The organism is Streptoverticillium olivoreticuli subsp. olivoreticuli, assembly GCF_003391135.1.
Classification (GTDB): domain Bacteria; phylum Actinomycetota; class Actinomycetes; order Streptomycetales; family Streptomycetaceae; genus Streptomyces; species Streptomyces blastmyceticus.
This window is the reverse complement of record NZ_CP031455.1, coordinates 5837887-5857243: the sequence shown is the minus strand read 5'-3', so window position 1 is coordinate 5857243 and position 19357 is coordinate 5837887. Positions and strand designations below refer to the sequence as shown.

The 19357-nt window shown below is 71.3% G+C and carries 15 protein-coding genes and 1 pseudogene; 4 read left to right on the top strand and 12 right to left on the bottom strand.

Annotation, left to right across the window (positions count from 1 at the left end; genetic code table 11):
- Nucleotides 1-36: 36 nt before the first annotated feature.
- A complete protein-coding gene (gene pcrA / locus DXZ73_RS26025; protein WP_116213468.1) occupies nt 37-2493 on the bottom strand; it encodes a DNA helicase PcrA in 2457 nt (818 codons plus the stop codon).
- Between the two features lie 99 nt (nt 2494-2592).
- A complete protein-coding gene (locus DXZ73_RS26020) occupies nt 2593-2946 on the bottom strand; it encodes a hypothetical protein (protein WP_116213467.1) in 354 nt (117 codons plus the stop codon).
- A 359-nt stretch (nt 2947-3305) separates the two neighbouring features.
- Here DXZ73_RS26020 and DXZ73_RS26015 point away from each other — a divergent pair, with 359 nt between their 5' ends.
- On the top strand, nt 3306-4367 hold the full coding sequence (locus DXZ73_RS26015) for an NlpC/P60 family protein (RefSeq protein WP_240351492.1): 1062 nt from the start codon (nt 3306-3308) through the stop codon (nt 4365-4367).
- 164 nt (nt 4368-4531) lie between these two features.
- On the opposite strand, the gene DXZ73_RS26010 is transcribed toward DXZ73_RS26015, so the two are convergent.
- The 4 genes from DXZ73_RS26010 to DXZ73_RS25995 form a co-directional block, all read right to left on the bottom strand.
- Entirely contained in the window at nt 4532-5647 is a 1116-nt protein-coding gene (locus tag DXZ73_RS26010) for an alpha/beta hydrolase (protein ID WP_116213466.1), read from the bottom strand.
- A 147-nt stretch (nt 5648-5794) separates the two neighbouring features.
- Entirely contained in the window at nt 5795-6478 is a 684-nt protein-coding gene (locus tag DXZ73_RS26005) for a LuxR C-terminal-related transcriptional regulator (protein WP_116213465.1), read from the bottom strand.
- Nucleotides 6475-7740 carry an ATP-binding protein gene (locus DXZ73_RS26000; protein WP_240351491.1) on the bottom strand — a complete coding sequence of 422 codons (1266 nt, stop codon included), beginning with the start codon at nt 7738-7740 and terminating at the stop codon, nt 6475-6477. The genes DXZ73_RS26005 and DXZ73_RS26000 overlap by 4 nt, the downstream gene beginning before the upstream one ends.
- A 68-nt stretch (nt 7741-7808) precedes the next feature.
- On the bottom strand, nt 7809-9413 hold the full coding sequence (locus DXZ73_RS25995; protein ID WP_240351786.1) for a protein kinase domain-containing protein: 1605 nt from the start codon (nt 9411-9413) through the stop codon (nt 7809-7811).
- 238 nt (nt 9414-9651) lie between these two features.
- On the opposite strand from DXZ73_RS25995, the gene DXZ73_RS25990 reads away from it, so the two are divergent.
- Nucleotides 9652-10968 (top strand): PspC domain-containing protein, encoded by a 1317-nt coding sequence (locus DXZ73_RS25990; protein WP_116215858.1) that lies wholly within the window; start codon nt 9652-9654, stop codon nt 10966-10968.
- A complete protein-coding gene (locus DXZ73_RS25985) occupies nt 10955-11194 on the top strand; it encodes a hypothetical protein (protein WP_116213462.1) in 240 nt (79 codons plus the stop codon). The genes DXZ73_RS25990 and DXZ73_RS25985 overlap by 14 nt, the downstream gene beginning before the upstream one ends.
- A 56-nt stretch (nt 11195-11250) precedes the next feature.
- Here the strand turns inward: DXZ73_RS25985 and DXZ73_RS25980 are convergent, their stop codons facing one another.
- The 5 genes and pseudogenes from DXZ73_RS25980 to guaA all read right to left on the bottom strand — a co-directional run bounded on the left by DXZ73_RS25980 (nt 11251) and on the right by guaA (nt 16329).
- Complete coding sequence (locus DXZ73_RS25980) at nt 11251-11781, bottom strand: DoxX family protein (RefSeq protein ID WP_116213461.1); 531 nt, start codon at nt 11779-11781, stop codon at nt 11251-11253.
- Nucleotides 11782-11909: 128 nt separating this feature from the next.
- The gene (locus DXZ73_RS25975; protein WP_116213460.1) at nt 11910-12935 is read right to left on the bottom strand and encodes a L,D-transpeptidase; all 1026 of its coding nucleotides are present in this window, start codon (nt 12933-12935) and stop codon (nt 11910-11912) included.
- 157 nt (nt 12936-13092) lie between these two features.
- Nucleotides 13093-13917: pseudogene (locus tag DXZ73_RS25970) on the bottom strand (class II aldolase/adducin family protein); the annotation flags it as partial.
- 88 nt (nt 13918-14005) lie between these two features.
- Entirely contained in the window at nt 14006-14590 is a 585-nt protein-coding gene (locus DXZ73_RS25965; RefSeq protein ID WP_116213458.1) for a Uma2 family endonuclease, read from the bottom strand.
- A gap of 134 nt (nt 14591-14724) precedes the next feature.
- The gene (guaA, locus tag DXZ73_RS25960) at nt 14725-16329 is read right to left on the bottom strand and encodes a glutamine-hydrolyzing GMP synthase (RefSeq protein WP_116213457.1); all 1605 of its coding nucleotides are present in this window, start codon (nt 16327-16329) and stop codon (nt 14725-14727) included.
- Between the two features lie 315 nt (nt 16330-16644).
- Between guaA and DXZ73_RS25955 the strand changes: the two genes are divergently transcribed.
- Entirely contained in the window at nt 16645-16932 is a 288-nt protein-coding gene (locus tag DXZ73_RS25955; protein ID WP_116213456.1) for a chorismate mutase, read from the top strand.
- A gap of 652 nt (nt 16933-17584) precedes the next feature.
- On the opposite strand, the gene DXZ73_RS25950 is transcribed toward DXZ73_RS25955, so the two are convergent.
- Nucleotides 17585-19354 (bottom strand): GMC family oxidoreductase N-terminal domain-containing protein, encoded by a 1770-nt coding sequence (locus DXZ73_RS25950; protein WP_205519229.1) that lies wholly within the window; start codon nt 19352-19354, stop codon nt 17585-17587.
- Between the last annotated feature and the right edge of the window lie 3 nt (nt 19355-19357).

Sequence of the window (19357 nt, the reverse complement as noted above, 5' to 3'; positions counted from 1 at the left end):
GCTGAGCTCAGCCGGAACAAGCGCGCCTCGTCAGGGCTAGAGCTTCTCCACCGGCGCGTACCGCAGCAGCAACCGCTTCGGCTTCTCCGCGCCGAAGTCGACCGTCGCCTCCGCGTTGTCACCGCTGCCCTTGACGCCGACGACCGTGCCCAGGCCGAACGAGTCGTGCGTGACCCGGTCGCCGACGGCGAGCGCCACCACCTGCCGGTCCTTCGCGCGCCGCGTCGCGAAGCCGCTCGGACCCGCCTTCTTGCCGCCGCCGGTGCGCGACGACGAGAAGCCGGACGTGAGCCCCGAGACCGCGCCCATCGACGCGGACGGCGTCGCGGGACCGGTGCGGCGCCACTGGAGATACTGCTCGGGGATCTCCTCCAGGAACCGCGACGGCGGGTTGTACGCGGGCTGTCCCCAGGCGCTGCGCATGCTCGCCCGGGTCAGATACAGCCGCTCGCGCGCCCGGGTGATGCCCACATAGGCGAGCCGCCGCTCCTCCTCCAGCTCCTTCGTCTGGCCGAGGGCGCGCATGTGCGGGAACACGCCGTCCTCCATGCCGGTGAGGAAGACGACGGGGAACTCCAGGCCCTTCGCGGTGTGCAGGGTCATCAGCGTGATGACGCCCGTGCCCTCCGTGTCCTCGTCCGGGATCTGGTCGGAGTCCGCGACCAGCGCGACCTTCTCCAGGAACTCCGCGAGCGTGCCCTGATCCTCGCCCTCCCGCTCCTGCTCGAACTCCAGGGCGACGGCCGCCAGCTCCTGGAGGTTCTCGATGCGGGTCTCGTCCTGCGGGTCGGTGGACGCCTGGAGCTCGGCGAGATAGCCCGTGCGCTCCAGCACCGCTTCCAGGACGGTCGCGGGCCCCGCCCCCGACTCGACGACGGTGCGCAGCTCCTCCATCAGGACGTTGAAGCGGTTGACCGCGTTGGCCGAGCGCGCGGCCATGCCGTACGCCTCGTCCACGCGCCGCAGCGCCTGCGCGAAGCTGATCTTCTCGCGCAGCGACAGCGCGTCGATCATCGCCTCCGCGCGCTCGCCGATGCCGCGCTTGGGGACGTTGAGGATGCGCCGCAGCGGCACGGTGTCCTCGGGGTTGGCGAGCACCCGCAGGTACGCGAGCACGTCGCGGACCTCCTTGCGCTCGTAGAAGCGCACTCCGCCGACGACCTTGTAGGGCAGGCCGACGCGGATGAAGATCTCTTCGAAGACGCGCGACTGGGCGTTGGTGCGGTAGAAGATCGCGACGTCGCCGGCCTTGGCGTCGCCGGCGTCGGTCAGCCGGTCGATCTCGTCGGCGACGAACTGGGCCTCGTCGTGCTCGGTGTCGGCGACATAGCCGGTGATGGACGCGCCCGCCCCGGCCTCGGTCCACAGGTTCTTCGGGCGGCGGTTCTGGTTCCGCTCGATCACGGCGTTGGCGGCGCTGAGGATCGTCTGGGTGGAGCGGTAGTTCTGCTCCAGCAGGATCGTGGTGGCGTCCGGGTAGTCCTCCTCGAACTGGAGGATGTTCCGGATCGTCGCGCCGCGGAAGGCGTAGATCGACTGGTCGGCGTCACCGACGACGCACAGCTCGGCGACGCCGTCCTCGGGGGCGTTGTCGGGGGTGCCGACCAGCTCGCGCACGAGGGTGTACTGCGCGTGGTTGGTGTCCTGGTACTCGTCGACCAGCACGTGCCGGAAGCGGCGGCGGTAGTGGTCGGCCACGTCCGGGAAGGCCTGGAGCAGGTGGACCGTGGTCATGATGATGTCGTCGAAGTCCAGCGCGTTCGCCTCGCGCAGCCGCGACTGGTACATCGCGTACGCCTGCGCCAGCGTCTTCTCGAAACCGTCGGCCGCCTGCGCCGCGAAGTCCTCCTCGTCGATCAGCTCGTTCTTGAGGTTGGAGATCTTCGCGCTGAACGACTTCGGCGGGAACTTCTTCGGGTCGAGGTCGAGGTCCCGGCAGACGAGCGCCATCAGCCGCTTGGAATCGGCGGCGTCGTAGATCGAGAAGGAGGACGTGAAGCCCAGCTTCTTGCTCTCCCGGCGCAGGATCCGCACGCACGCGCTGTGGAAGGTCATCACCCACATCGCGTTGGCGCGCGGGCCGACGAGCTCCTCGACGCGCTCCTTCATCTCGCCCGCGGCCTTGTTGGTGAAGGTGATCGCGAGGATCTGGCCGGGGTGGACATGGCGGGCGCCCAGCAGGTGGGCGATGCGGTGGGTGAGCACGCGCGTCTTGCCGGACCCGGCGCCCGCGACGATCAGCAGCGGCGAGCCCGTGTGCACCACGGCGGCGCGCTGCTGGTCGTTCATCCCCTCCAGCAGCGCGGCGGGGTCGACGGCGGGCCGGGCCGCGCCGTCGCGGTAATACGCCTCCCGGGGCACGGGCGCGTCGAAAGCGCCCCCGAAGAGGTCGTGCGGCACCGGCTCAGGGGCCGCGTCCTCCGGGGGCGGCGGGGGCTCCTCGCCGCTGGGGCCGAGATCCGCCAGGAAGCTGTCGTCAAAGAGGCTGCTCATCGCCTCCCGAGTCTAGGCCGCCCCACTGACAGCCGGTCCCACTTCCCCGGGCACCCCGCGAATCGGCCATGATCCGCGCCGGGCCCGGGGATCGCGGGGCTACGTCCAGAGCACCGCGATGAAGATGTTGGCCGCGGTCAGCGCGCCGACCGTGCCGAAGGCGGCCGCCTCGACCTTCTCGTCGTCCCGCTTCACATAGACCAGCCCGAGGATCACGATCAGGAACGCCAGCTTCACGCCGATCTTGAAGGTGTCCAGGGTGTAACCCTGGGCCTGGTTCAGGCCGACCAGCGCCATGCCGGTGACCAGCATCGTCAGGGCCCCGTGCAGCATCGCCGGGACCATGCGCGCCTCGCCCTTGCCCATGGCCTTCATCTGGGTCATGAAGCCGCCGAGCAGGGCGGCGATGCCGATGATGTGGAGGCCGACGACGGCGTGAATGAGTACGTCCATGAGGACCGACCCTAGCCGGGGCCATAGCACCCCCCGACGGCGAGGTGGGCCTCAATCGTCACTTCGATCACGCACGGCATATATCCATCCGTACCGACGCGTTCCGCTCGATCAACGGCAGTCGCATCATGGCCGATTCCATCCAGTACCGGTCATGTGCGTTCTCGGGCGTGACCCCTCGGATTAGCGTCCTGCCCCAGACGGCGGCGGTCCGCGCTCTCCCCCCTCCTGGCGGGCCGCCGCCGTCTGGGCCGCACGGCCGCGACAAGCCGTACGGCAGGACAGGGACAAGTCAGCACCACCAGCGCGAACCGCACCACCAGCACCACCAGCCGGTGTGGAAGGAAGTGACGGCCGACGTGGCATCGCACCGAAAGCCCAAGCAGCACCCGCTCACCAGCAACACCGTGCGGACCGCGGCCACACTGGCCCTGGCGGGCGCCGCCACCGCCACCCTGCTCGACGGCACCGGCCATGCCGCCCCCCGCCTGACCACCGCCCAGCTGCGGGACCGGGTCGACCGGTTCTACCAGCAGGCCGAGGTCGCCACCGAGCGCTACAACGGTGCGAAGGAGAAGGCCCACGCCGCGGAGACGGCGCTCGGCGGCCTGCAGGACGAGGCGGCGCGCAAGACCCAGCGGCTCAACGCCGCCCGGGACGCGCTGGGCTCCGTGGCCACCGCGCAGTACCGCGACGGCAGCGTCCCGACGGGCATGCGGCTCCTGCTGTCGTCCACACCGGGCCAGTACCTGGACCGGGCGTCCCTGGCCGACCAGGCGGGCAGCCGCGAGGCCGTCGCGGTCGACCGCTTCCGGCACGAACTGCGGGACGTCCAGCAGGTGCGGACCACCGCCGGCACCCGGCTCGCCGAGCTCAAGCGCCAGCAGTCCTCGATCGCGCGCGACAAGCACACCATCGAGGCGAAGCTCAACGAGGCCCGGCAGCTGCTCGACCGGATGCCCGCCCCGGCCCGTACGGCCGTCGAGCAGGGCGACATCACCTCCGCCCCCGCGCACGCCGTCGCCGCCGTCGTCCCCGCCGCGGCACAGGCCGTCCACACCGCTTCCACCACGGGGCGCGCCGCCAAGGCCGTGGCCTTCGCGTACGCGGCGCTCGGCAAGCCGTACGTCTGGGGGGCCACCGGGCCGTCGGCGTTCGACTGCTCCGGTCTGACCCAGGCCGCGTGGCAGGCGGCGGGGGTGTCACTGCCGCGTACGACCTACACCCAGATCAACTCCGGCCGGCGGATCGCCCGGGGTCAGTTGGCACCCGGGGACCTGGTGTTCTTCTACTCCGGCGTCAGCCATGTCGGCATCTACGTGGGCAACGGACAGATGATCCACGCACCGCACCCGGGCGCTCCGGTGCGGCTGGCCCCGGTCGACGAAATGCCTTTCGCCGGGGCGGCGCGGCCGGCTTGAGTGAGCGTCTGTTGCCGGGTGCGGCTCCGTTGCCGCCTGCGGCGGAGCGCCCTGCGGGCGCGTCCTCAAACGCCGGACGGGCTGAATATCCGCACCCGGGGGTCTGGGGGCTTGCCCCCGGTTTCGGGAAGGGGCGGGACTGGGGAACAACCCGCACCCACCGCTCAGTGCCTGATCTGCTTCGTCAGCCACCGGAAGACGTCCGGGACCTGGTGTTCCCAGACCACCGTGCCATGGCCGCCCGCGCCCGCCGGGACCTTCACCACGTCCACCGTCGTCGGCGCCTTCGCCGCCTGCTTGATCGCCATCCCGCCCTGGTAGCCGTCGCCCTCCGCGCCGGAGATGAACAGCGCCACCCGCGGCGGCGTCTTGGCCCGCTGGAGCATCTTCCAGGGGTTGTTCTCGTCGCGCAGCTCGGGCGTCCTGGCGGTCAGGGAGGCCGGCTCGCCCGAGGGGTCGTTGTAGCCGGACAGGCTGACACCGGCGCGGTAGCGGTCGGGGTGGGCGATGGCCAGCTTCGCGGCGCAGTGCGCGCCCGCCGAGTAGCCCGCGACGGCCCAGCCGTCCGGCTTGTCCTCCGCGCGGAAGTTGTCGACGACCATCTTGCGGACGTCGACGCTCAGCCAGGTGTCGGCGTTGACCTTGCCGGGGATGTTGGCGCAGCCGGTGTCCACGTCGCCGAGGAGGGTCGTGCGGGGCGCCACGATGATGAAGGGCGCGACCTCGCCCTTCTCCATCATCGGCTTGAGCTGCGTATTGACCTCCAGCGAGCCGAACCACGCCTTCGCCGACCCGGGGAAGCCGGGCAGCACCTCCACGACGGGGAACTTCTTGTCCTGGTACGCGGGGTCGTCGTACTGCGGCGGCAGCCAGACGTAGACCTCGCCCTCCACACCCGATATGTGCCCCTTCAGCTGGGTTTCCTGGACCCCGGCGCCCATGCGCTTGTCCGACGCGGGCGTGAACTTCTGGAGCACCTTCGGCTCGTCCTTCACCGACTTGCCGCCGGTGCCGTCGGGGCCGAGATCGGCGGCGGCCCGGACGTGGTTGCCGGTGCCGAGGAGGTCGGCCCAGTTGTCGAAGAGCCCGTTGGCGTTGTTGACGAGAACAAACACCAGGGTGATCGCGGTCGCCTGCGCGAACAGCAGCATGAAGAACCGGGTGACGTGCCGTACGGCCTTGGGGCCGCCGACCTTGCCCCACAGGGTCAGCGGCAGGGCGAGGGCCACCACGACCAGCACGATCGTGGTGAGGAGGAAGGGCGTCCCCGTCAGGCTCATCGGGCTCTCGTTTCGGATCGAAGGGCCCGTCCGGGGCCTCGGCCCTGCGGGAGTGAGAGCCTCTCGTCCGTTCTAGATGGCCTGGGGGCCGCGCAGGTTCCCGCCGGGCCCGGCCGCCGGACGGAGCGGCCGGGCGGGACGGACGCCTCAGACCAGCCGGCGGGCGGTCGCCCAGCGGGTCAGCTCGTGACGGTTGGACAGCTGGAGCTTGCGCAGCACCGCCGACACATGGGACTCCACCGTCTTCACCGAGATGAAGAGCTGCTTGGCGATCTCCTTGTACGCGTAGCCGCGCGCGATCAGGCGCAGCACCTCGCGCTCGCGCTGGGTGAGTCGGTCCAGGTCCTCGTCGACCGGCGGGGCGTCGGTGGAGGCGAAGGCGTCGAGGACGAAGCCCGCGAGCCGCGGGGAGAACACGGCGTCGCCGTCCTTGACCCGGAAGACGGCGTCGACCAGGTCGGTGCCGGTGATGGTCTTGGTGACATAGCCGCGCGCGCCGCCGCGGATGACGCCGATGACGTCCTCGGCGGCGTCCGAGACGGACAGCGCGAGGAAGCGCACCGGGTTCTCCGGGTCGGCCATCAGGGGAGCGCTGCGGCGCAGCACCTCGACGCCGCCGCCACCGGGGAGGTGGACGTCCAGGAGGACGACCTCGGGGCGGGTCGCGGTGATGACCGTGATCGCCTGGTCGACGTCCGCGGCCTCCCCCACGACCTCGACGCCCGTGCGGTCGGTGGCCCCGATCTCCGCCTGCACCCCGGTCCGGAACATCCGGTGGTCGTCCACCAGGACCACCCGCACATGGCGCTCCGCCGTCTCTTCGGTCGTCATGACGCCCTCTCCATTTCCAGCTCCACTTCGGTTCCCCCACCGGGCACGGAGCGCAGTCTCGCCGTGCCGCCGTTGCGCTGCATCCTGCCGATGATGGATTCGCGGACGCCCATCCGGTCGTCCGGCACCGCGTCCACGTCGAAGCCCGGGCCGCGGTCGCGCACGGAGACAAAGACCGTACGCCCCTCGACCTCGGCGTAGACCTGGACGGCGCCGCCCTCGCCACCGTACTTGGCGGCGTTGACCATGGCTTCACGGGCGGCCTGCATCTGTGCGGCCAGCCGCTCGTCCAGGGGGCAGTCGCCGACCACGACGACCTCGATGGGCACGCCGTGGTGGTCCTCGACCTCGGCGGCGGCGGCCTTGACCGCGTCGGCGAGGGTGGTGGGCTCCTCGGCCTCGTCCTTGCCGCGGCCCTCCGGCTTGTAGAGCCAGGCGCGCAGCTCGCGCTCCTGCGCCCGGGCGAGGCGGGCGACCTCGCGGGGGTCCTCGGCGTTCCGCTGGATCAGGGTGAGGGTGTGCAGGACGGAGTCGTGGACGTGGGCGGCGACCTCGGCCCGCTCCTGCGCCCGGATGCGCATGGTGCGCTCGGCGGAGAGGTCCTGGGTCATGCGGACGACCGAGGGGCCCGCCAGCAGCGCGATGCCGACGAGGACGGCCAGTGACGCCTGGAGGACCGTGCCCAGGTGCTCGGCCGAGCCCTGGAGGACGACGATGCCGGTGACGCCGACGCCCGCGAGCACGACGCCCGCCGCACCGCGTGCCAGCGGCAGGACGCGCTTGCGGCGGCTGACCTCCATCCAGTGCGCGCGCCGGGCGTTGTCGGCCTGCCGCCATACGAGGGCGACGCCCGCGCCGACCAGCAGCAGCGGCCAGATGTAGGCGTTGGCGCGGCCGAGGTGGAGGTTGTCGACGAAGATCGCGGCGCCGATGACGAGCGCGATCAGCGCGAAGACCTGTCCCCGGTCGGGCTTGCGGGCGAAGAGGCCACGCCGCCCGTCGGGGTAGGTCTCCACGGGCGCCGGGCGGGGCGCGTCGACCCCGCCGACACCGAGCGGCACGACGAACCAGAAGACGGCGTAGAGCACCGCGCCCATGCCCTGGGCGAGCAGCAGCGCCAGGAACACTATGCGCACCCACGACACCGGCACCCCGAGGTGCCCGGCGAGGCCGCGCGCCACGCCGCCGAGCATCCGTCCCTCGGCGCTGCGGTAGAGCTTGCGCAGGGGGCGGTCGTCGGCGTGGGGGGTGGCGGTGGTCATGGTCCGATCGTCACACGCGGGAGCGGCAGGGGGCATCAGGGTCGACCCTGACAAGACCCGGGGTCGGGCTACCGCCTGGGTCTGAAGCCCTCGCTCACCGCGTCGAAGACCGGCAAGTGGTGGTCCCAGTCGGCCGCCGGGGCGGAGAGGTAGATCGCGTACTCCTTGCCGCCCTCCCGCCCGAACCCGAGGTCGATCGCGCGGTAGTCGCGCGCCCGGCCCTTGAACGTGAACTCCCAGACCGCCGCGGGCTCGTCGCGGAAGCGCGTCCGCTGCATGCGCTTGAGCCTGTAGCCGCTGACCTCCGTCTTGAGCTGGCCCTCGACGTCCTTCCAGTGCTGGAGGTGGTCGGGTCCCGCGAAGTCGAGCGCGTTGATCTTGAGGTCGACCCGGCCTGTGGGGTCGATGTAGTCGACCTCCACCGCCGATTTCTCCTGCCGGGTCCAGCCGTTGGGCACAGGGAAGGACACGCCGAGCTTCTTCTCCTCCACCAGCCGGTAGCCGGGCGGCACGGGAGGCGGCGAGAAGAGCGTGGCGGGGCTCGGGGGCGCCGACGGCCGGGGCCCGCCGGACGCGGCCTCCTTGCCGGGCTCTTCGCGGGCGACGGTCTCCTCGGAGGATCCGCCGCCGCCCTGGAGCGCGAGGTAGAGGCCGCCCGCGATCCCCGCGGCCGCGACCACGGCCACCGCGCTCCACAGGAGCGCGCGCCCCTTGCGGGCCCCGCTGCCGCCGTCCGTGGGCGGGGTGACGGGCGCGGGCTCCGTCCTGACCTCCGTCGCCGCCTCGCTCGCGGCACGACGGCCGCCGTCCGCGGCACCGGCGCCGTCGGTACGCGCCTGCGTGTCCGTACGGGTCCCGGGCGGCCGCTCCCCCTCGCGGGCGGGCGGCACCGCCTCCGACACCGTCGGGTGCACCGCCGTCTCCGACTCGGCGGCGGGCTCCCGCAGGATCTGCTCGGCCAGCTCGGCCGGGGGCCGGATCGCCGGGTCCTTGGCCAGCAGCGTCTCGATCAGCCTGGTGAGCGGTCCCGCGTGGCGCGGCGGCGGCAGCGGGTCCATGGCGATGGCGTAGGCCGTCTCGACCGCGGTGTCCTTGCGGAACGGCGGGCGGCCCTCCAGCGCCTGGTACAGCGTGGCGCCCAGCGCCCACAGGTCGGAGGCCGGACCGGGCTTGGCGCCCTTGACCCGCTCGGGCGCGATGTAGTCGATCGAACCGACCATCTCGCCGGTCTTGGTGAGCGTCGAGGTGCCGGTGGAGTGCGCGATGCCGAAGTCGGTCAGCACGATGCGCCCGTCGTCGCCGAGCAGGACGTTGCCGGGCTTGACGTCACGGTGCAGCACCCCGGCCGCGTGGGCCGCGCGCAGGGCGGCGATCATGCCGCGGCCGATCCGGGCGGCCTCGTCCGGGGTGATCGTGCCGTCCTTGAGGACGTCGCCGAGCGTTGTCGACGGCACGTACTCCATCACGATGCAGGGCAGGCCACGGTCCTCGACCACGTCGTGGACGACGACCACATTGGGGTGGTTGATCCGGGCGGCGCTGCGGGCCTCGCGCCGGGTGCGCTCGTAGAGCGTGGCGAGCTCGTCCTCGTCCAGATAGGGCGAGACGTGCAGCTGTTTGAGGGCGACCTGACGGTCCAGCAGCGAGTCCTCGGCGCGCCAGACGGTGCCCATGCCGCCCCGGCCTATCCGGTCGAGCAGCCGGTAGCGGCCGGCGACCAGCCGACCGCGGTCCGACCCCGGCCCCACCGCCGCGGCCCCGGACACTGACTCAGACACCGTGCACCCCTCCGGTTCCCCCGTAAGTGTTCGATGCGCCACGATATCCGGCACCGTCTCAGGGGTGATCTCAGGGAACGGCCAGGGTTGTGAGGTGTGCCGAAAGCGCGTTCCGGTTGACACCATGTTCCGTATGACCGACACACCCACCACCGAGGACGCGCAACAGGCGGGCGCGGTTCACGGCTCCCCGCCGGATGTCCGGCCACCGCTGCGGCGCAGCCGTGAGCACAAGGTGGTCGCGGGCGTGTGCGGCGGTCTCGGCCGCTGCTTCGACCTCGACCCCGTCATCTTCCGAGTGGTGCTGGGCGTGCTCGCGGTCACCGGCGGCCTGGGCCTGATCGTCTACGGCTTCGCCTGGCTGCTGATCCCGCTGGAGGGCGACGAGGAGAACGAGGGCAAGCGGCTGCTGTCCGGGCGGGTCGAGGGCCCGGCCCTGACCGCCGTGCTGTGCGCGCTGGTGGGCTGCGGCCTGTTCCTCTCCATGCTCAACAACAGCGCGGTGATGTCGTTCTCGCTGATGCTGACGCTCGCCATGGCCGGGGCGGCCTACTGGTCGATCCACCGCCACCGGCCGGAGGCCGCCGAGGAGACGGCCGCCACCGCTCAGAAACCGCAGAAGACACAGAAGACCGTGGAGGCCCCTCCGGAGACCAAGGCGCCGCCCGCTCCGGGCACCCCGTCGTGGTGGCGCGACCCGATCGTCAAGGACGGCACCACCGGCCCCATGGGCTCGGAGACCGGCTATCTGTGGGGGCCCGACGACGGTCCGTACGACAAGGAGACCGCCAGGCGCACCCGGTCCCGCCCGGTCCGCCGCCCCCGCCCGCTCGGCGGCTGGACGTTCCTGCTGGCCTGCCTCCTCTTCGCGCTCGGCTCCGGCCTGTCCTGGCACCACCAGCCGCTGGGCACCAGCCTGGAGATCGGTCTGGCCTGCGCCCTGGGGGTCTACGGGCTCGGCATCGCGATCAGCTCGCTGTACGGGCGCACGGGCGGCGGCACGGTCGTCATGGCCGTGCTGACGGCGGCGCTGCTGGCGGGCGCGGCCGCGCTGCCCAAGTCGGTCACCACCGACTGGAGGCGGTCGACCTGGCACCCGGCGAGCGCGACCGCCGTGCAGGACACCTATCGGGTGGGCAGTGGCGTGGGCGTGCTCGATCTGACGGGCCTGCAGTGGCCGAAGGACACCCCGGTCCGTACTGCCGCCGAGGTCGGCGCGGGACAGCTCAGGCTGGTGGTCCCGGAGGACGTGACGACGAAGCTGACCGTCGACGTGGGCGTCGGTGACATCCGGATGCCCGGCGAGGGCCGCGACGACGTCGACATCAGGCCGGGCCAGAAGCAGCATCTGACGTTGGAGCCACGCGTCGGGCAGTCCTCGCGCGGCACCTTGGAGATCCGGTTGAAGGTCGGCATCGGCCAGGTGGAGGTGGACCGTGCGGCGGCATGAATTCGAGCCGGGCAAGCTCGTCGTCGGACTGGTGCTGCTGGGCGGCTGCTTCGCCTATCTCGCCATGGCCCACGGCTCCTGGCGCTTCCCCTCCTACGCCGTGCTGCCCGCCCTGGGCGTCGGCTTCTGCGTGGCCGGGCTGGTCTCCTCCCTCGCCTTCGCGGTGCGCCGGCACCGGACCCGCGGCGGCGACGCGGCCGAGCCCGTGGACCGGTCCCTGCGCTGAGGCCGCCGGGGCCGACAGAGCCGGCGATCCCCCGCGGGGCTCGGCGCGATGGCGGGTCAGCCGAAGAGCCTGCCCCGCCGCGCGTGGTCCCGGCGGCCGCGGGTCCATATCGCGTCCACCGACAGATACGGCGCGCCCGCGAGTATCAAGGGCAGCCAGGCCATCAGATAGGCGAGGTCGTTGCCGTAGTAGTAGGGCGTGGACGACCAGCTCACCGTCAGCCACAGGCTCAGCGAGATCAGGGCACCACCCGCCGCCGCGACACGGGCGAGCACACCGAAGAGGGTGCCTATGCCCACCGCCAGCTCCCCGAGGGCTATGGCGTAGCCGAAGCCGACCGGGCTCTTGAGCGCGAGGTCGACCAGGGCCGGGACCGCGCTGGTGTCCCGCACCGAGCGCAGCAGCTCGCCGAGGGAGCCGGCCCCGCCGCTCGCGAGGAAGGCTGCGTCGGTGAGCTTGTCGAGCCCGGCGTAGATGAAGGTGACGCCGAGGAAGATCCTCAGCGGCAGCAGGGCGTACCGGGACAGGGCGGACCGTCGCCCGCCCGCGCCACCGCCCACCGCCTCCCCGCGACCCAGGAGTGTCATGCCGTCCGCCGCCTCTCCGTCTCTGTCGTCATCCGACCATACGTACGGGAGGCGGTGCGTGTTCAGCCCTGTGGACAACCTGCCTGTGGACAACCCCCTCGGCTTCACCCACAAGGCTTGCGGATTTCTCAGCCCGTGCGGACGCCCAGCGCGCTGCCGTCCAGCCACTCCTGCCAGCTGAGGTTCCAGTCGCCGTAGCCGTTGCCGAAGTTGTCCATCGGCTTCGGCTTGGAACTGCCGGTGACCTGCACGACGTCGCCCTTGAGGCTCAGCCCGTACAGCCACTTGGCGTCCTCGGTGGACATGCCGATGCAGCCGTGGCTGACGTTCTCCTTGCCGAAGGCCTCGGCGTTGTCGGGGGCCGCGTGCACATACTCGCCGCTGATCGTCTCGCGCATGCTGAAGTCGTACGAGCCGTAGAACCCGTCCGGGTGGCTGCGCGGAATGCCGATGGACAGCGAGTCCATGACGACCCGGCCCTCCTTGGCGAGGATGGTCTTGACGCCGTCGCGGGTCTGGAAGTTCTTCGACTCGTCGCCGCCGCTGATGGGGATGGAGCGCAGCGTCCTGCCGTTGCGCACGACGGTCATCCTGTGAGCCTTGAGGTCCACGGTGTTGATCATCGAGTCGCCGACGGTGAAGGAGACCGTGCGGTCGCCGCCGCCCGCGGCCGTGCCGTCGGCGAGCTGGACGCCCGCGAGGCGCGCGTCCAGCGTGACCTTGGTCCCGGCGGGCCAGTACTTCTCGGGGCGGAAGTGGACGCGGGTATCGCCCTTCGTCTCGTTCCAGTGCCAGGCACCGGGGACGTTCGGCGAGGTGGAGACCTTCAGCCGGCCCTCGATGCCCGCGCGCAGCTCCTTCGGGACCTTCTGCTGCTTGAAGACCAGGGCGATGGGCTGACCGACGCCGACCTTCTCGCCGCCCGCGGGGGCTATCTCCGGCCGTACGACCTTGGCCGCGTTGGTCAGCATGCGGGCGGGCGGAGCGGGCTTCTCCGTGACGGGCGTGGCGGAAGGGGCCGGCGAGGACGGTGCCGACGAGGAGGACTTCGCGGCGGGCCGCTCCTCGGCCTCGGCGCCACCGCCGCAGCCGGTGACGGCCAGGCCCGCCAGGGCCAGGGCGGCGGACAGCCCGACGGAACGGGAGAGGCGCATGGTTCTCCAACCGGTTCATTGCTTCCAGGCACGACGGAGCCGAGGCGGCCACGCCCCGGCTCTCGACCATCGTAAGCAGGGCGAATGCCCCGAAAAGGCGCCCGGAAGAACGAGCGACCCCCGCCTGTCGGAGGGGGTCCGGCCACCGGCGCCGACCTCAGCCCAGCAGCTCCGGCTCGCTCCGCGTGATCTGCTGGTAGAGCGGCTGGTAGTTGATCCACGCCGCCAGGTCGCTGCCCAGCCTCTCCCGCGTCTCCTCGGCGTGCGCGGCGTCGATGTGCACCGGCTTCCCCGCGGCCTTGGCCAGGAGCTGCACCTGGCACGAGCGCTCCATGGTGATGAACCACCAGGCCGCCGCGTCCACGGAGTCCCCGACCGTGAGCAGCCCGTGGTTGCGCAGGATGACGGCCTTGTGCGGCCCCAGGGCGGTCGCGATGCGACGCCCTTCCTCCAGGTCCACGACGACTCCCGTGTAGTCGTCGAAGAGGGCGTGGTCCTGGTAGAAGGGGCAGACGTCCTGCGTGATCGGCTCCAGCAGCTCCCCGAGGGCGGACAGCGCGCGCCCGTACGTGGAGTGGCTGTGCGCCGCGGCCACGACATCGGGGCGGGCCCGGTGGATCTGCGAATGGATCGCGAACGCCGCCTCGTTGACGTGGTGGCGCCCTTCCACGACCTGCCCTTCGTGGTTGACCATGATCAGGTCGCTGACGGTGATGTGCTTGAAGGACATCCCGAAGGGGTTCACCCAGAAGCAGTCCGTGAACTCCGGGTCCCGCGCGGTGATATGACCCGCGACGCCCTCCTCGAAGCCGAACCGCCCGAAGAGCCGCAGCGCCGCGGCCAGCCGCTCCTTGCGGTGCCGCCGTTCGTCCTCGACGTTCTCGTGCCGGGGCGGCAGCGCGAACCGGAGCTGATCCGCGGGTACGGGCTCGGGCCTTGGCGACATGGGCTTCTCCTTACGATGCGCACGCGGTTCCGTACGCCACGGAAGCTACCTCCGGGTACGCGAGGAGAACAGGGTCCCGGCGCCGCGGGATAAGCAACCGCCGTGTGCGCCAGGACCGCTTCGGCTACAACTGGTTGATCTCCGTGAGGTCGATGTCGATATCGAAGGGGACGGAGAGCTTGAGGGTGTCGCGGTACGTACCGGTCGGGACGTAAGTGCGCGTCTCCTTGTCGAGCTCGAAGACCTGGACAATGGGCTGAAGGTCCGTACCGGCCATCTCGACCCGCCAGAAGTGCGGGATGCCCGCAGCGGCGTACTTGTGCGGCTTGGTGTCGGTGTCACGGGCCTCGGACTCCGGGGACACCACCTCGACCGCGAGCAGGACATCCCTGACCTGGAAGTAGGTCTGCTCCATGCTCCGCACCGCCCCGGCGCGGACGACGGAGATGTCCGGCTCTGGGCCGTTGCGCCTGTCAAGCACCACCGACATCTCCCGGGCGGCCCGCAGTTCGGGTGGCGCAGTGCGACGCAGCCCACTCACCAACAGGTCGATCACGATGCTGTGGAAATATCGCTGCGGACTCACGAAAACCAGGCTCCCGTCGATCAACTCCGTGTGCGGCGGGAGGTCGGGCAGCGTCAGCAGGTCGTCCACGGTGTAACCGTCCTGCGGCGGCACCGGCCAGGGGTGCGCGATCTCAGCGGTCATGAGTCCTCCCATGAACGGGATTCTGGGCCGTACGGTCAGCGTACCCACCCCAAATGACAATGCCGCCGCCCAAATGAATGAGCGACGGCACTGGCGTTCGACCTCAAGGAGCCTCAGGAGGTCTCAGGGGAGGACTACTCCCACTCGATGGTCCCCGGCGGCTTGCTGGTGATGTCGAGGACGACGCGGTTGACGTCGTCGACCTCGTTGGTGATGCGGGTCGAGATCTTCCCCAGGACGTCGTACGGCAGGCGCGACCAGTCGGCCGTCATGGCGTCCTCGGAGGAGACCGGGCGCAGCACGATCGGGTGGCCGTAGGTGCGGCCGTCGCCCTGGACGCCGACGCTGCGGACGTCCGCGAGCAGGACGACCGGGCACTGCCAGATCTCGCGGTCGAGACCGGCGGCGGTCAGCTCCTCGCGGGCGATGGCGTCGGCCTCGCGCAGTAGGTCCAGGCGCTCCTTGGTGACCTCGCCGACGATGCGGATGCCGAGGCCCGGGCCGGGGAAGGGCTGGCGCTGGACGATCTCGTCCGGCAGGCCCAGCTCGGAGCCGACCATGCGGACCTCGTCCTTGAAGAGCTGGCGGAGCGGCTCGACGAGCTCGAACTCCAGGTCCTCGGGGAGGCCGCCCACGTTGTGGTGGGACTTGATGTTGGCGGTTCCGGTGCCGCCACCGGACTCGACCACGTCGGGGTAGAGCGTGCCCTGGACGAGGAACGCGACGTCCTCGCCCTCGGCGCCCGCCTCGGCCACGATCTCGGCCTGGGCCTGCTCGAAGACGCGGATGAACTCCCGGCCGATGATCTTGCGCTTGGCCTCCGGCTCGGAGACGCCGGCGAGGGCGGTCAGGAAGCGCTCCTGCGCGTCGACGACCTTCAGCTGGACGCCGGTCGCGGCGACGAAGTCCTTCTCGACCTGCTCGGTCTCGCCCTTGCGCATCAGGCCGTGGTCGACGTAGACGCAGGTGAGCTGGTCGCCGATGGCCTTCTGGACGAGGGCGGCGGCGACGGCGGAGTCCACGCCGCCGGAGAGGCCGCAGATGGCGCGCTTGGTGCCGACCTGGGCACGGATCGCGGCGACCTGCTCCTCGATGACGTTGCCGGTGGTCCAGCTGGGCTCGATCCCGGCGCCGCGGTAGAGGAAGTGCTCCAGCACCTGCTGGCCGTGCGTGGAGTGCATGACCTCGGGGTGGTACTGGACGCCGTAGAGCTTCTTCTCGTCGTTCTCGAAGGCGGCGACGGCCACGACGTCCGTGGACGCGGTGACCGTGAAGCCCTCGGGGGCGGCCGAGCAGGCGTCGCCGTGCGACATCCACACCGACTGCTCGACCGGGGTGCCCTCGAAGAGGGTCGAGCCCGGCTTGGTCACGGTCAGAGGCGTACGGCCGTACTCACGCGCGCCGGAGTTGTCGACCGTGCCGCCGAGGGTGGTGGCCATCAGCTGGAAGCCGTAGCACATGCCGAAGACCGGGACGCCGGCCTCGAAGAGGCCGCGGGCGTCGTCGAGGCGGGGGGCGCCCTCCTCGTAGACGGACGACGGACCGCCGGAGAGGATGATCGCCTTCGGGTTCTTCGCGAGCATCTCCGCCACCGGCATGGTGGACGGGACGATCTCGCTGTAGACCCGCGCTTCACGGACTCGACGGGCGATGAGCTGGGCATACTGCGCACCGAAGTCGACAACGAGCACCGGTTCCGCGGTGTTGTCGTGGGCGGCGGCGGGGGGTGCTGCTGACACGGGAGCGGCCTTCCGGCGGTCGGTGAGGGGGTCTCTATTTGTCGATTCTACCGGGGCGCGGGTGCTTGCTTTTGTCTCACCATCCGAATCCGCGTTGGCCCCGGGGCCTCCCCCGGGCCATACTGTCCGCCATGCGCAAGCACCTGACCTACGTCTTTACCTATGGCAACCGGCCCGTCCGGCTGCCATGGTCGTGCTGCTTGAGCCACTGACAAGCGACTTCGACAGGCGCCCCGGGCCGACAAGGCCCGGGGCGCCTGTCGTTTTCCCGGACCTTGTCGCTCCGGGGGGCCGCGCCCCTTTGGAGGAACACACATGAGCACGCAGACCGTCGCGGAGACCGGAGCCCGTACCGACGAGGCCGCGGGCGTCATCACCGACGCGCGCGGGCGGATCGACGACCTGGACGGCCGGATCATCGGGCTCGTGCAGGAACGGATGGCCGTCTCGGCGGTGATCCAGCGCGAACGCATCGCCTCCGGCGGCCGGCGCGTGAACCTGGCGCGCGAGATGGAGATCCTCACCCACTACAGCGATCAGCTGGGCAAGCCGGGCACGACGCTGGCCATGACGCTGCTGGAGCTGTGCAGGGGGCGCGTCTGAGCCGGTGGTCCGCTCCCGCACCACCCCCTCGTCACTCGTACGACGCGTGACCGCGCCCTGACGCCTTCGTTGGACCCGGTGTCGCGCCAGCCAGGAGCGGCCCACCAGATCCACGCGTGGCTTCCGTCCCTGTTCATCTGGGCGCCCGGCAACGACAGGGCGGATCCACCGGAATGCGAGACGTACGCGTACGTACGTCGTGGGACCGCCTTCCGGTGGCACGGCGACCGGTCAGCAGGGGACAGCAGCCCGGCCGCCACTCGAAGGACGGTCGGTTCCGGGGACGCCTGGAACCGACCGTATCCGGTCGAAACGGTTGCGCTGGGCACGGCGTATCCCGCACGATGCCAAGGGACACCAAAGCCCCGGTTCCGTACCGCCATTGGTTCGACCACTGCGCCGCACGGACCGCCGCCGAGGCGCCCGTACGAGCCCGGCACGCATCAGCCGGGGCGCACTCAGGACCCGCAGCAAGCGACGCACCACCCCGAAGCCCGCGGCGCTCCCCCCGGCGCCGCTCCGCGGCACCGACTCCGCCCTGCCCCTCGGTGCCGGCAGTCAAGGGCCCCGTGGCCGCCCGCACGCCCCCGCGGAGGCGGCCCGGGGCCCTTCGCCGTGCGCGCCGCCGCAGGGGTCACAGGCCCGCTCCCGGCTAGGGCAGCCGCAGCGCCGCGAACGCCCCCTTCGGGACCGCCGGGTGCCGCGGGCGCACCACCGGCACGCGCTCGTACGCGGCGCCCTGCACAGGGCGCGTGTCGGGGTCGCCCTTGTTGGGCCAGAAGGACATCGCGCGTTCCGCCTGAGCCGTGATCGTCAGGGACGGGTTGACGCCGAGGTTCGCCGAGACCGTGGCGCCGTCGACGACCGAGATCCCCGGGTGTCCGTACAGCCGGTGGTACGGGTCGATGACGCCCTGCGAGGCGTCCGCGCCGATCGGGCAGCCGCCCAGGAAGTGCGCGGTGAGCGGGGTGCCCATCAGCTCGCCGACGTTGCTGCCCGCGAAGCCGTTGATCTCCCGCGCGATCAGCGTCGCGGCCTGTGCCGCCTCGGGGATCTGCGTCGGGTTGGGCGCGCCGTGCCCCTGTCGCGCGGTGAGCAGTCCCTTGCCGAGGCCCTTCTCCTTCCGGTACGTCGTCAGGGAGTTGTCCAGCGACTGCATGACGAGCCCGATGATCGTGCGCTCGGACCAGCGGTGGTTGGACAGCGACCGCAGCAGCTGCACCGGGTGCCGCGCGCAGTGCGCCGCGAAGGCGACGGCCCGCGGCGCGCGCGTGTCCACCGGCACCTGGAGGATCGACAGCGCGCCCATCGCGTTGGAGCCCTTGCCGTAACGGACCGGCTCGATGTGCGTGTTGGCGTTCGGGTGGATCGACGACGTGATCGCGACGCCCCGGGTGAAGTCGACCTCCGGCACGCCATGGGCCGCGCGGTAGCGGCGGTTGTCGGTCTGGGCGCCGACCACCGCCTCGGAGTTCGTACGGGTCAGCCGCCCGAGCCCGTCCGGGATGCGGGGCAGCAGCCCCTTGTCCTTCATGGTGTGCAGCAGCGTCTGCGTGCCGTACGTGCCCGCCGCGATCACCACCCGCTCCGCGCGCAGCACCCGGGGGCGGGCCTTGCGCCGTTTGTCGGTGGGGAGGGTGACGACGCGGTAGCCGCCCTCCCGGTGTTCCGTGACGGCGACGACCGTCGTCATCGGGTGGATGACCGCCCCGGCCCGTTCGGCGAGGTGGAGGTAGTTCTCATTGAGGGTGTTCTTCGCGCCGCGCCGGCAGCCGGTCATGCACTCGCCGCACTCGATACACGCCTTGCGCGCCGGACCCGCGCCTCCGAAGTACGGGTCGGCGACCTCCTCCCCGGGCCGCGCCCGGGCCGCGCCGTCGGCGTCCTGCCCGTCCCCGAAGAACACGCCCACCGGCGCGAGATGGAAGGTGTCCCCCACGCCCATCTTCTCGGCCGCCGCCCGCAGATGGACGTCCGACGGCGTCATGGTCGGGTTGAGCCGTACGCCCAGCATGCGCTGCGCCTGTGCGTAGTACGGCTTCAGCTCCTCCTGCCAGTCGGTGATGCCGGCCCACTGCGGGTCGTCGAAGAACGCCTTCGGCGGGACGTACAGCGTGTTGGCGTAGTTGAGCGATCCGCCGCCGACGCCGGCGCCCGCCAGGACCATCACATTGCCGAGCAGATGGATGCGCTGGATGCCGTAGAGCCCGAGGGCGGGGGCCCACAGGTAGTTGCGCAGGTCCCAGGAGTTCCTGGGCAGGGTGTCGCGCGTGAAGCGGCGGCCCGCCTCCAGCACGCCCACCCGGTAGCCCTTCTCGGTCAGGCGCAGGGCGGACACCGCGCCGCCGAAGCCCGAGCCGACGACGATCACGTCGTAGTCGTAGCCGCCCTCGCGGTCCTTTTCGTGAGCAGACGCCGGCACCAA

Bases quoted from the DNA above. Each gene is read 5' to 3' on its own strand.
- DXZ73_RS26005 (WP_116213465.1), bottom strand. From the start codon at position 6,478: ATGACGACCGAAGAGACGGCGGAGCGCCATGTGCGGGTGGTCCTGGTG.
- DXZ73_RS26010 (WP_116213466.1), bottom strand. From the start codon at position 5,647: ATGAGCCTGACGGGGACGCCCTTCCTCCTCACCACGATCGTGCTGGTC.
- DXZ73_RS26000 (WP_240351491.1), bottom strand. From the start codon at position 7,740: ATGACCACCGCCACCCCCCACGCCGACGACCGCCCCCTGCGCAAGCTC.
- DXZ73_RS26020 (WP_116213467.1), bottom strand. From the start codon at position 2,946: ATGGACGTACTCATTCACGCCGTCGTCGGCCTCCACATCATCGGCATC.
- DXZ73_RS25975 (WP_116213460.1), bottom strand. From the start codon at position 12,935: ATGCGCCTCTCCCGTTCCGTCGGGCTGTCCGCCGCCCTGGCCCTGGCG.
- DXZ73_RS25995 (WP_240351786.1), bottom strand. From the start codon at position 9,413: ATGGGCACCGTCTGGCGCGCCGAGGACTCGCTGCTGGACCGTCAGGTC.
- DXZ73_RS25990 (WP_116215858.1), top strand. From the start codon at position 9,652: ATGACCGACACACCCACCACCGAGGACGCGCAACAGGCGGGCGCGGTT.
- DXZ73_RS25955 (WP_116213456.1), top strand. From the start codon at position 16,645: ATGAGCACGCAGACCGTCGCGGAGACCGGAGCCCGTACCGACGAGGCC.
- pcrA (WP_116213468.1), bottom strand. From the start codon at position 2,493: ATGAGCAGCCTCTTTGACGACAGCTTCCTGGCGGATCTCGGCCCCAGC.
- DXZ73_RS25980 (WP_116213461.1), bottom strand. From the start codon at position 11,781: ATGACACTCCTGGGTCGCGGGGAGGCGGTGGGCGGTGGCGCGGGCGGG.
- DXZ73_RS25965 (WP_116213458.1), bottom strand. From the start codon at position 14,590: ATGACCGCTGAGATCGCGCACCCCTGGCCGGTGCCGCCGCAGGACGGT.